10 protein-coding genes are annotated in these 12,445 nt (G+C 57.5%); all 10 read left to right on the forward strand.

The annotated features are described in order from the left end of the window. The first annotated feature begins 22 nt into the window (after positions 1-22). The 10 genes from IPH10_01685 to IPH10_01730 all read left to right on the forward strand — a co-directional run bounded on the left by IPH10_01685 (position 23) and on the right by IPH10_01730 (position 12,445). Positions 23-1,468: an OmpA family protein gene (locus tag IPH10_01685; protein ID MBK6909639.1), complete on the forward strand. Its 1,446-nt coding sequence runs from the start codon at positions 23-25 to the stop codon at positions 1,466-1,468. A gap of 99 nt (positions 1,469-1,567) precedes the next feature. Then, entirely contained in the window at positions 1,568-2,917 is a 1,350-nt protein-coding gene (locus IPH10_01690) for an FG-GAP repeat protein (GenBank protein ID MBK6909640.1), read from the forward strand. A 169-nt stretch (positions 2,918-3,086) separates the two neighbouring features. Next, a complete protein-coding gene (locus tag IPH10_01695) occupies positions 3,087-3,467 on the forward strand; it encodes a T9SS type A sorting domain-containing protein (protein ID MBK6909641.1) in 381 nt (126 codons plus the stop codon). Positions 3,468-3,798: 331 nt separating this feature from the next. Continuing rightward, positions 3,799-5,106: a nucleotide sugar dehydrogenase gene (locus IPH10_01700; GenBank protein ID MBK6909642.1), complete on the forward strand. Its 1,308-nt coding sequence runs from the start codon at positions 3,799-3,801 to the stop codon at positions 5,104-5,106. 12 nt (positions 5,107-5,118) lie between these two features. Continuing rightward, positions 5,119-6,021 (forward strand): decaprenyl-phosphate phosphoribosyltransferase, encoded by a 903-nt coding sequence (locus IPH10_01705; GenBank protein ID MBK6909643.1) that lies wholly within the window; start codon positions 5,119-5,121, stop codon positions 6,019-6,021. An 8-nt stretch (positions 6,022-6,029) separates the two neighbouring features. Next, positions 6,030-7,520, forward strand: a complete 1,491-nt coding sequence (locus IPH10_01710; protein ID MBK6909644.1) for a hypothetical protein — start codon at positions 6,030-6,032, stop codon at positions 7,518-7,520. Between the two features lie 3 nt (positions 7,521-7,523). Further along, positions 7,524-8,930, forward strand: a complete 1,407-nt coding sequence (locus IPH10_01715; GenBank protein ID MBK6909645.1) for a hypothetical protein — start codon at positions 7,524-7,526, stop codon at positions 8,928-8,930. A gap of 1 nt (position 8,931) precedes the next feature. Beyond that, positions 8,932-9,879, forward strand: a complete 948-nt coding sequence (locus IPH10_01720; protein ID MBK6909646.1) for an SDR family oxidoreductase — start codon at positions 8,932-8,934, stop codon at positions 9,877-9,879. Continuing rightward, a complete protein-coding gene (locus IPH10_01725; protein MBK6909647.1) occupies positions 9,876-10,979 on the forward strand; it encodes a DegT/DnrJ/EryC1/StrS family aminotransferase in 1,104 nt (367 codons plus the stop codon). Before IPH10_01720 ends, IPH10_01725 begins: the two co-directional genes overlap by 4 nt. A 35-nt stretch (positions 10,980-11,014) precedes the next feature. Further along, complete coding sequence (locus IPH10_01730; GenBank protein ID MBK6909648.1) at positions 11,015-12,445, forward strand: sugar transferase; 1,431 nt, start codon at positions 11,015-11,017, stop codon at positions 12,443-12,445.

The raw sequence follows: 12,445 nt of genomic DNA on the forward strand, positions 1-12,445 counted from the left end.
CGATAGGACAGGAGGAAGGGATATGACATCCCGAATTCGCAATACGGCGCTGGGCCTGTGCATGCTGATGCTGTTCGGTGTCTCTGCCGCCAACGCGCAAAACTACGCCGCACCGTTCCTGCGGATGGGCGTCGGGGCGCGAGCGATGGCGATGGGTACCGCCCAAACCGCCGTTGCCAAGGACGCGACCGCGGCTTACTGGAACCCGGCGGCGCTACATTGGCTCCACAAATTTGAAGTGGCGCTGATGTACACTGGCGGTCTGGAAGCCGATCGAAACTACAATTACATCGGTGCATCGCTGTGCGCGGAGAAGATTGGTACCTTCGGCCTTTCTTGGCTCAACGCAGGCATCACCGGAATCGGTCAGTATGACGAAACCGGGGCCAAGACCGGCAGCTTCGACGTGGGCGAAAACGCCTTCCAGTTGAGCTACGCACGTGGCCTCGGCAAGGGCTTCTCGCTCGGTTTGAGCGCGAAGTACTTGCAGGAAGACCTTGCCGATAACGACGGCTGGGGTCTCGATGCAGGCTTGCTGTTCCGCGCGTACGACGAACTGCAGTTCGGTTTTATGATGCGTGACGCCGCCGGTGAATACGGCGACGACAACGTGCCTTATGAAGCCCGCTTCGGTGTCGGCGTGAACCCGTGGAAGGGTGTGACTCTGACGAGTGACATCAACAAGATCGAAGACGAAGACGCTTCGCTCGACCTCGGAGGCGCGTACGATTTCGAAGTCAGCGACAACGTGAGCTTCTATCTGGCCGCCGGTGTCAACGATATCGTTGAGACGGATCAGGCCAATAGCGGTATCACAGCCGGCTTCGGTTTCGGATTCAAGAGCTTCGGCATTCAGTATGCCTACGTGGAAGAGCCGCAGGCGTTCTTGAATGAGAATCACCGCATCTCGCTGAATTTCTTCTTCCAGGAGTGCAACGAGCTGACGAGCGCGATGGGTACGCTGAAGCGCGCCCGCCGCGAAGAAGCTATGGTGTGCAAGAACGACGGCCCGAAGGAATTCGTGCATCGTTACATCTTCGAAGGCAATCCGTCGCTGAAGCTCTCGCTTGAGCTGCTGCGTCCGGAACAGAAGGATTCGATGGAAACCGTGTGGATGGAAACGGGCGGCGTCGTTAGCTTCCCGGGTATCAATTTCGCCACGGGTTCCGCGGAAATCACCGACGAGTTCGCACGCGTGCTCGACGGTGCTTCCAAGCTCATCAACGAGCATCCTGAAATCCAGCTTCTCGAAGTCCAAGGCCACACTGATAACACCGGTTCGGATGCGATCAACAATCCGTTGTCGCAGGCCCGTGCCGATGCGGTGCGCAACTACTTGATCTCGCGCGGTGTTGATCCCAGCCGACTGGTGGCCAAGGGATATGGTTCGACCAAGCCTGTTGCCAGCAATGCCAACGAGCAGGGCCGTTACCAGAACCGCCGTATTGACCTCGTGCGCATTCGGTAAGCGTTACTACCTTTGATACTGTGTCGAGGAGTGTTGCGGAAACCGTCCGCCACTCCTCGACTCACTCCATGAGTTCTCGTTTTAACCTGTGAGCAGGCCATGAAGAGAATCGGTTATGTGTTAATCTCCGCTGTCGCGGTGCTGGCGGTTTATGCACTGTCACTTGCGCAGTTGGAATCACGCAATGCTTCGGCTAAGTATCTCTTGCGTGTCATGGACGGCCCTGATGCGCGGGCTTACTTTGGTTCCGCGGTTGAAGGCGCCTATGCCTGGACCGGCGGCAACAAGCTGTATGCTGTGTCGTACACGGGCGAAAACGCCGGACCCGTGTCGCGCGGCGCCGTGCATTTCTATGACGGTCTGCTGGCCAATGATCCCGTGCTGACCATCCGCGGACAGGAAGACGGCGAACTGTTCGGCTCTTCGATGTCCACCGGCGATTTCAACGGTGACGGTACTCCCGACTTGGCGATTGCCGCTGAGGGTGGCCAGGGCACCGGGAGCAAGCCGGCCGGTAAAGTCTATCTTTATCTTGGCGGCGCGAACTTCGGATCGGCTGCCGCGGTCATCACCGTCGGCGAGAGCAAAGACTCGTTCGGCCGTTCGATTGACATGACGCGCGACGTGAACGGCGACAGCTTTGCCGACCTCGTCGTGGGAGCTCCGCACTCCGCCAAGAACGGTGCGACTGCGGGTCGGGTCTACGTGTATTTCGGCAATGCGAACGGCACGGCCAAGAGCCCCGATCTCGAAAGCAAGCTTGGTACGCTGAATGATCTTTATGGGACCTCGGTCTCAAGCGGTGATATTACCGGCGATGGCCAAGCTGATATCGTTGTTGGCGCTCCGCATTACGGCACGGAAGCGACGTATTACGGCGCTGTGTACGTTTTCAAGGGCGGCAAGGGCATAGATGTATCCAAGCCTACAAGGCTCTACAAGGGCGAACTGACCAGCTTCCAGGACCAGTATGGTTGGTCCACGGCAATCGTCGCGGATCAGACCGGTGACGGCGTGGCGGAATTGGTCGTGGGCGCGCCTCAGTTCACCAGCGGTGGCAAGCAGTTGGGAAAAGTCTACGTGTATCACGGTGGCGCGACTCTGCCGGACAACGCCAACGCGACATTCACAGGTGGGGTAGAAGCCGGGCGCTATGGCGAACGCGTGTTTGCGCTGGGCGACCTGAACGGCGACGGGAAGGGTGACTGGGCGGCGCAGGCGGCGAATGCTAATCAGGCACGCGGCGTGGTCTATTTCTACTATGGTGGCTGGGAGACGGACTTCTACCAGTTCTCGGGTGAGAACATCGCTGATGCGGCCGGGAATAGCGTCTCGTCGTTCGGCGACTTAGACGGCAATGGAGCGCCCGATCTGGGCGTTGGGGGCCGCTGGTGGGATCAGGATGTCATGGAAAATGTCGGGCGTGTTTATCTGCTTAGCGTTCAGTAGGCGGCCTGCTGGAATACGAAGTCCGAATTTAGAATTTGGATATTGGCGCGGCTCCTCGGGGTCGCGCTTTTCTATTGTAGAATTTTGGGCTGGAAGGTGGGAATGACGAACGCGGGAACGGCTGGCGGTTCTCGTAGCTCGAACCGTCGCTACCCTTCGTTCGATTAGAGTGCGCGCGACACGAGCTTGCAAATTTGGTCAGTTGATTCACGTTGATCACTTGCAAGGCGGATCGCGCTACTTCCGCTGGAATCCGCTCGATGCAGAAGAAGATCATCCGAGTGTACCTGAGAAATTCTCCCTCTCCGCCTACCCCAACCCCTTCAACCCCACAACTACCCTCTCCTTCACGCTGCCGCGCAGCGCGGAGGTGGCGCTGACGATTCGCAATGTGCTGGGGCAAGAGGTTGAGAGCGTGAGCATGGGAAGAATGAACGCAGGCGAACACCGTTGTGCCGTCAACGCCGAGCGCTGGGCCTCGGGCATCTACTTTGCCTCCGTCGCGGCGGGGGAGTGGGTGCAAACGGTCAAGGTAGTCGTGCTGAAATGACAGGTGATTAATACGGGACGATTCGGATTGTCAGGCCGGACTTGACGCATATTCTCCCCAGCAAGCTGAGCGCTCCGGCGAAAAGCGAGGAGGTACCGGCCACAGAAACGCGACCCCGTCGTCGTTTCGATGGCCACTTGTTCAGAAACTTCCGAGGGTCTCTTCTGTTGAACATGTTGAAGTGCGTATAACTTGTCATATCGCAAATACAGGTATAACAATTGCAAAGCATCTTACAGGGGGCAACGGGCAGCCCCTTTTTCATTGCTTTTCTGCCCTCCTCTTTGTATATTTAGAGTCACCGATTTTCGGTAAGGACACCAAGAACTTTATGATTCTGAACGAGTTAAAAAAGAAGGCCCAGGACCGGACGCTGAAAGTCGGCGTCGTAGGACTGGGTTACGTCGGGCTACCGCTCGCCGTTCAGTTCGCCGCCAAGGGCATTTCTGTCACCGGCATTGATATCACCCAGGGTAAGGTTGACCGGATCAATGCGGGCGACAATTACATCCTTGACGTGGATAGCAAGGTGCTGGCCGAGTGCGTCAAAAAAGGCACGCTCAAGGCCACCAGCGATTACGCCGTTATCCGCGAGCTCGATGCTATTTCGATCTGCGTGCCGACGCCGCTGCGCAAAACGGGCGATCCGGATATCTCGTACATTCTCGCCGCGCGCGACGAGATTCTCAAGTACGCGCATCCCGGTCTCTTGATCGTGCTGGAGAGCACGACCTATCCCGGCACCACCGACGAATTGATGGTCCCCGCATTCGAGGAAATGGGCCTCAAGGTCGGACAGGACGTGTTCATCGCGTTCTCGCCCGAGCGCGTTGATCCGGGCAACGAGAAATACGGCACGCACAATACGCCGAAAGTTATCGGCGGGTCCACACCCGCCTGCATGGAAGTGGCTGAAGCGATTTACGGGCTGGTCATCGAACAGATCGTGCCCGTGTCGAGTACACAGGCCGCCGAAATGGTCAAGCTGCTTGAAAACACGTTCCGCTCGATTAACATCGGACTCGTGAACGAGCTCGCAATCATGTGCAAGATTCTCGGCGTGGACGTGTGGGAAGTGATTCGCGCAGCCTCCACGAAGCCGTTCGGCTTCATGCCGTTCTATCCGGGACCTGGTCTCGGCGGTCACTGCATCCCGATTGATCCGATCTACCTTTCGTGGAAGCTCAAGACGCTGAAATACCGCGCGCGTTTCATCGAATTAGCCGACGACATCAACACCAAGATGCCGGATTACGTCACGGAACGCGTGGCCGAAGCGCTGAATGATCTCGGGAAGTCGGTCAAGGGCACGAAAATCCTGGTGATGGGCGTGGCCTATAAGCGCGACATTGACGACGTACGCGAATCGCCGTCGCTCGACATCATTGAACTGTTTATCAAACGCGGCGCGACCGTGGATTATCACGATCCGTTCATCGCCGAGGTAGAGACGGCCAATCACAAGCATAAGTCGGTGCCGTTCACACCGGAACAGCTCAAAAAGTATGACGCCGCCGTGATCTGCACGGATCACCGCGTTATTGACTACGACATGTTGACGAACAGTGTGCCGCTGGTGTTCGATGCGCGCAACGCGACGGCCAAATTGGGCCGCCGTGACAACGTGGTCAAACTCTAAACGCGGGCGTACGTGAACCGCCTGTCCGCCATTATCGAATTGCTGCGCCCGGCGCAGTGGTCGAAGAACATGATTCTCTTCGCCGCGGTGCTGTTCTCGCCCGCGCGCGTTGTGCTCAGTAATCCTGAAGTGATCCTGCAGGCGCTGGAGGGCTTTGCGGTCTTCTGCATGCTCTCGAGCGCGGTCTATGCGCTGAACGATCTGCTCGACTTACAGGCTGATCGCGAGCATCCCAAGAAAAAGAACAGACCGATCGCCTCCGGGCGCGTGTCGCCGGCGATGGCCGGAGCATTGTCGGTGGCGTTAGGCGGGATCGCCGTTGCGTGGGCGTTCTATCTTGACAAGTTCTTCGGCATGGTCGGCATCGCCTACCTGGCCGCGAATCTCGCATACTCGCTGGGATTGAAGCGCGCCGTGATTCTTGACGTGCTCATCTTGTCACTCGGCTTCGTGCTGCGCGCAGTTGGCGGTGTGGCGATTGTTCGCGCGATATTGCCCGAAGTGTATCTTTCCTACTGGCTGATTCTGTGCGCGTTCCTGCTCTCCCTGTTTCTGGCGTTGGCCAAACGGCGGCATGAAATCGCGCTGTTGGGCGAAGCTGCGGCGTCGCATCGCCCGAGTTTGGCGGCCTATAACCTGCACTTCATTGACCAGATGATCGCCGCGCTGTCCGCGGCGACGCTGGTGGCCTACAGCCTCTACACGATTTCCGACGACACGGTGAGCCGCTACGGCACGCACGCGCTGTTTTGGACGCTGCCGTTCGTCGTCTATGGCATCTTTCGCTACCTCTACCTGATCTACACACGCGGCGAAGGCGGCGATCCGTCCAAGCTGCTCGTGCGGGATCGCGCCACCTTGCTGAATGTGGCCATGTGGGCGTTGACCACGGCCGCGATCGTCTATTGGAATTGAAAGCAAGAATGAAGAGCGATTTTCGTCTGACGGCACTCCTGAGCATTTTGATTTACGCTCTGCTGCTCATCTCCTGCAAAGGAGAGGACGACAGCCAGAGCGGTATCGTGGGCCGTGTGACCGCAGCAGAAGGCGGCGGCGGTGGTGCGATCGTAAAGCTGATCAAGGCACCCAATCCGGAAGACGACTCGTCCATCTGGTCGGTGAACGACGACGAACCGCAATTGGGTTTTCCGTATGCCCTCGAATTCACATTTGACCATCGCCCGTTGACCACGGAACAGGTTGATACGGCCAACGGCAGCGGTGAATTTCGCTTTGAACAGGTGGTCGCCGGCGACTACGTCATAATCGCCGAGAAACCCGGTCATGGCTGGTCGGTTCCGAAAAAACTCTCTACGTCCGGCGGCGACGTGGATGTCGGCGAGTTACGATTGCCGCTCGAAGTCGTGATCGAAGAGCAATTCGTCATCACTGAGAACACGACGTGGGAATCCGGCGTACATTACGTCGTGAAAGATAACTTTCTGGTCGTAGACGATGGCGTGACGCTAACGATCGAACCGGGCGCAATTGTACGCATCGTCGGCGCCGGATCAATTGAGGTAGACGGCACGTTAATCGCCCGCGGCGAGCCTGACAACTTCGTACGGTTCATGGCCAATGAGTATGTCGGACGCCGCGCGGATCGCTGGATATACGTGAAGTTCAACGATGGCGCAACGCCGCCCGATCTCGAGTACTGCGCGTTCCGCGACGGTTCGACGGCACTCGACCTTGAAACGAACGGCGGCACGGTAGACCATTGCTACTTCAATGGCATTACTGCGGAGGGCGTCAACGCGCGATTCCAACCGCCGACGGTGACGAATTGTGTGTTTGAAGGCGTCGGCACGGGCGTGTTCAATTCGTCCACGACGGGATTGGAGGTGCAGCGTTCGATATTCCAGGGATGTGACCCGTTTGCGATCGTGCTGAAAAGCATGACGGACGTAGACATCTACTGCAACTGGTTTCGCGACTGCGGCGGAACGGACACCAGCGGCAGCGGAGACCGCGGCGTTATAAAGCTTGACATCGTCAACACGTCGCAATTCCGCAATAACGTGTTCGAGACCTCGTGGTACGCCTTTCAGATCGGCTCGTTCGTGGACTCGACGACGCGAATTCATCACAACAACTTCGCCCGCATGAACTCGGTGATGAACATCGGCGTCACTGAAGACGAACGTGGCCCGTCGTTTCCGAATCTAATTTACAACTGTTTCTCCAGCGTAGACTTTTTCGTGGTCTTCTTTAACTGCAATCAGCACAACACCGAAGACATGAACGCCACGCGCAATTCCTGGGGAACATCCAGTCTATTTGAAATCTATGACAGATATGTTCATGATCGCGACGACGACGGCACGTGCCCGACTGTTAACGTCTCACCGATCATGACTAGCTGCTCAGCCATCCAGACCGAAACCGGCGTACCGGCCGGCATCTGCCCATAATCCTTGCAATACGTCGGTAAAGACATTGTTACGCGCGGCTCGCTGCTGCACCTCAATCGCGAGGTGGCGTGGCGCGAGTTGCGCTCGCGCGCTAAGCAGGGTATCCGCAAAGCGCAGAACGCGGGCATCCGCGTTGAAGAGAGCCGCGACCTGTCGCTCATGGCGCAGCTTTGGTATGATCCCGAAACGCTCACGCCCGCGCTTGAGGCGGAGCAGCATCTCTATCTTGCCTATGTCGGCGAGGAATTGGTGGGCGGGATTATCGTCACGCCGGTCACTCCGAACACACTGTTCTATCACTACGGCGGCACAAATGAAAAAGGGCGCGAGATAGAAGCGAACGCCTATTTGTTCTGGCATGTCGTGTGTGTGTTTGAGAACAGCGAGTTTCAGTACCTGGACGTCGGCGTCAGTTTCCGTAACGAGTTGCAGCACTACTTCCAGAAGTACTGCACGCAGCCCTACCCGATTCTGTTTCGCAGCCCGCCTGAAGAAGCCCGGCCCCGGATTCGCATTGAGCCGTTCGGCGGTGAGGATTTCGATGCGCCCGAAGAGCAGGTGATCGCGATTAACACCCAGCTCGCGGAGTTTCTCGAAGCCGAGTTCACATACATGCCGTCGTGGCCCTTTGCGCTGCAATCCGCGTTGCGCGCGGCGGATGTTGCAAAAGGCGCGCACGTGGGAGTTTGGGCGGCGATTGGTGAAGCGTCCTACATTGAGCAGTTGCGCGAACTATTCGGCGATCAGTGGCAATTCAGTGCGCGTCCTGAGACATGCGCGGCCCGGATCGCCTGTCATCGGTGGGGCTACTATTGCCCCGAGGCCGAAGAGCTCAGTCTAAGACCTGAACCGCTGATTGAAGACTGCCGCGATGTGATGCTCACGAATGATCATTCGCCGCGCTGCGGCGCCTTTGGGGCGTTCGCGGTGTTCGATTTCGCCCGATGGCTGCCGCTGCCGTTCGGCGCGGTGCTGGCCGGCGCGCACTTCGCGGACAAGCAAGTGTGGGATAAGTTTCATTGCCTTGACGTAACGAAACGCAATCGCGTGCGCGAAGGCCTGCAAGTGCATTGGCGGAGGCGCGGCGATGAACATTCACGGCGCACTGGCAACTTGAACGAACTCAAGCGGCTGTTCGGTCTGACAGGTATGCATGCCGCGCAGTCGGGGCAAATTGCACCGGCGTGCTATGTGTTCAGATCGGCCGAGCCGTATGGCGTGCGCGCGATTCATGAGCGCCTGCTGACGTTCGGCGTCGCGACGGAATGCGATGAAGCATCGTCATTGTTGGCCCTGCCATGTCACGCGCGACTCGGGAACGGCCAGTTGGAATATATGTTCGCCGCGATCCGCGGCATGATTAACCCGTGTTATACATTCGTGCGGCCCGATCCGGACAAGAAAGCCTAACGTGAGTTCTCGCTATCTCATCACCGGCGGCGCCGGATTTATCGGTTCAAATCTCGTTGAAGAACTGCTGCGCCGCGGTCAGAACGTGCGTGTGTTTGATAACCTCGCGACTGGCAGGCGCTCGAATCTCAAAGAGTTTGAACACGATATCGAGTTCATTGAAGGCGATTTACGCGACGAGGCGGCGATCCGCGCCGCGACGCAAGGCTGTGAGTTTGTGCTCCATCAGGCCGCATTGGGCTCGGTACCGCGCTCAATTGACGATCCAATCACGACGAATGAAGTCAATATTCGCGGCACATTAAATGCTCTGATGGCGGCGCGCGACGCTGGCGTGCGGCGATTCGTCGCGGCGTCGAGTTCATCCGTCTACGGCAACACGCCTGTGCTGCCGAAAGTCGAAAGCATGACGATGCTGCCGCGTTCGCCGTATGCCGTAAGCAAGTTGGCGACGGAGAAATACTGTCAGGCGTTTCACGCGGTGTATGGGCTGGAAACGGTCGCACTGCGCTACTTCAATATCTTCGGGCCTCGGCAGGATCCGCAGTCACAGTACGCGGCCGTCGTTCCGCTGTTCATTACGCGCGCAATGGCGGGCGTGCCGCCCATCGTGCACGGTGACGGTTTGCAGTCGCGCGATTTCACATACGTGGAAAATGCCATCAGCGCAAATCTATTGGCTTGCGAAGCGCCCGCCGAGCAAGTGGCCGGCGAGTTCTTCAACGTCGCCTGCGGTGCGCGCTACTCGCTGCTCGATATATTGAAAGGCGTCGGGAAGGCGCTGGGAAAAGAGATCGCGCTTCAGCATGAGCCGACGCGGGCGGGAGACGTCCGCGACTCTCTGGCCGACATCAACAAGATACAATCCGCCATGGGCTATCAGGTGCTTGTCCCCATGGAAGAAGGTTTACGACGCACCGTCGAATATTATTTACGGGTGGCCGCATGAGTGTCGGCATGTTGAATCTGCAAAAGCAGTTCAAACAAATCGGTTCGGAAGTTCTGGCCGATATACAGAATATTTTTGAAACACAGGCGTTTATTTTGGGCAGCCGCGGCAAGGCGCTGGAAGAAGCGATGGCCAAGTTGTCCGGTGTGAAGCACGGCATCGGCGTATCGTCCGGCACGGACGCGTTGCTGTTGTCGGTCATGGCGTTGAAACCCAAGCCCGGCGATGAAGTCATTACTACGCCGTACACGTTCTTCGCGACGGCAAGTTCAATTGTACGCGGCGGCGCGCGGGCGGTGTTCGTGGACGTTGATGAAAATACGTTTAACGCCCGCGCTGATTTGCTTGAAGCCGCAATAACGCCGCGGACGAGAGCGCTAATGCCTGTGCATCTGTTTGGTCAGATGGTGAACCCGGCGGCCTGGATGGCCGTGGCGAAGAAACACAACCTGTTGATCATCGAGGATGCCGCACAGGCCGTTGGGGCGCGCTACAACGATGTTGTTTCCGGCGGATTCGGTGATTTGAATTGCTTCTCGTTTTATCCGACCAAGAACCTCGGCGGTGCGGGAGACGGAGGCATGGTGCTGGCCAACGATGATGCGTTGGCGCACGATGTTCGCATTAACCGTGTGCATGGCGGCAAGGATCGTTATTTCCATGATCAAATCGGCATCTGCGGGCGCTTAGATGAATTGCAAGCGGCGGTGCTGGTGATCAAGTTCAAGCACCTCAACGAGTGGAATGAACGGCGCCGCGACTTGGCCCGGCAGTATAATGAGCAGTTGGCCGGTACGCCTGTGACCACGCCGGTCGAAGTGCCGGGCGCGTATCACACCTATCATCAGTATTGTCTGCGGGCGCCGCGCCGCGACGAGTTGATGGAGCACCTGAAAAGTAAGGGCATTGGCAGCATGATCTACTACCCTGTGCCACTGCATTTGCAGAAGTGTTTTGATTTCCTCGGCTATAAAGCAGGCGATTTCCCGGTGGCCGAGCGGCTGGCCAAGGAGGCCGTTGCACTGCCGATGTCCGCGGAATTGACGAATGATGAAGTGGCGGAAGTCTGTGATGCGATCCGCGGTTTCTACGGCGCATAGATCCGTCTTTTGATGAACTGAATTAGCGAACCCGTATGCCGAAGAGTATCGAACGAAATTTGTGGCTGCGCATTTTCCACCTGATGGTGGATTTGCTCATGACTGCCGCGTCGTTTGTTGTGGCTTTTGCGTTGCGTACGGAGATCCGCAAATTTTATTTCTTCGGCAGTGCGCAGTCCGTGCACAGCTACTACGAGGTCGGCTTCCTTGTGGTGCTCATCTGGTGGCTGCTGCTGGATTTACAGCGCGCTCACCACGATATGGTGCCGAGCAGCGTGTGGCATGATTTCAAGCTCTCGGCACGGACGGCCATTTTCGGCACGGTCTGCCTCTTTGCCGCAGCCTACGTTCTGCGTATTGAATTGCCGCCGCGTTCAACGATTACGTTGTTCGCGGTGACCAACGCCGCGCTCCTGACGATCAATCGCGTCTTTTTCCGCAGCCTGCGTGAGCATATGCGCAGCGGCGGCGGAATGAGTAAACGGTTTCTCGTGATCGGCACGACGGAAAAAGCGCAGCGTTTCCTGACGACTATCGGCGAACATCCGTTGTGGGCTTTGTCGCTTGTCGGGTTTGTGGACACGGATCGCAAGGAAGCGGCGGCGATGCCCGCTGAACTGCAATATCTTGGAACACCCGATGACCTCGCGAGCATTCTGCATACGCACACGATTGACGAAGTTGTGTTCGCAGTCCCGACGCGGCAAATCGCCGACTGCACGGACATGCTGGCCTTATGCGAGCAGGAGGGCGTGCGGGCCGTGATCCTGTCGAACTGGTTTTCAAGTCTCGTGGCCCATGTGTCCACAGACATCCAGTACGATCAGCCAGTTCTGATCTACACGTCGCTGCGGCACAAGGAGTGGCAGATTCTTGTCAAGCGGCTGTTCGATATCGGCTTCTCCGCGGGACTGCTGCTGGTGCTCGGGCCCATGCTTCTTCTGATCGCCTTTCTGATCAAGATTCACGATCGCGGACCGATTTTTTACCGCTGGAAGGTTGTGGGCTTCAACAAAGAGAAGTTTACAGGCTACAAATTCCGGACGATGGTTGTTGATGCGGACCGCTTGAAAGCGCAGCTTGAAGCGCAAAATGAGATGAAGGGCGCCGTCTTCAAGATTCGTAACGATCCGCGCATCACACCGATTGGCCGCCTGCTGCGCAAATTCAGTTTGGATGAGTTGCCGCAACTATGGAGCGTGCTCAAGGGCGATATGTCCATCGTCGGTCCGCGTCCGCCGCTCGAAACGGAGTTGCCGCGTTTTGACAGTTGGCATCGTCGCAAACTGTCGGTGAAGCCAGGCCTCACGTGTCTGTGGCAGATCTCAGGCCGCAGCAATATTACCGATTTTGACGAGTGGGTGAAGCTCGATTTGGCCTACATTGACAACTGGACCTTGTGGCTGGATTTCAAAATCTTGATGAAGACCATTCCCGCCGTGCTGCTCGGGCGCGGCGCACATTAA

Source organism: bacterium (assembly GCA_016702305.1).
GTDB lineage: Bacteria > Electryoneota > RPQS01 > RPQS01 > RPQS01 > JABWCQ01.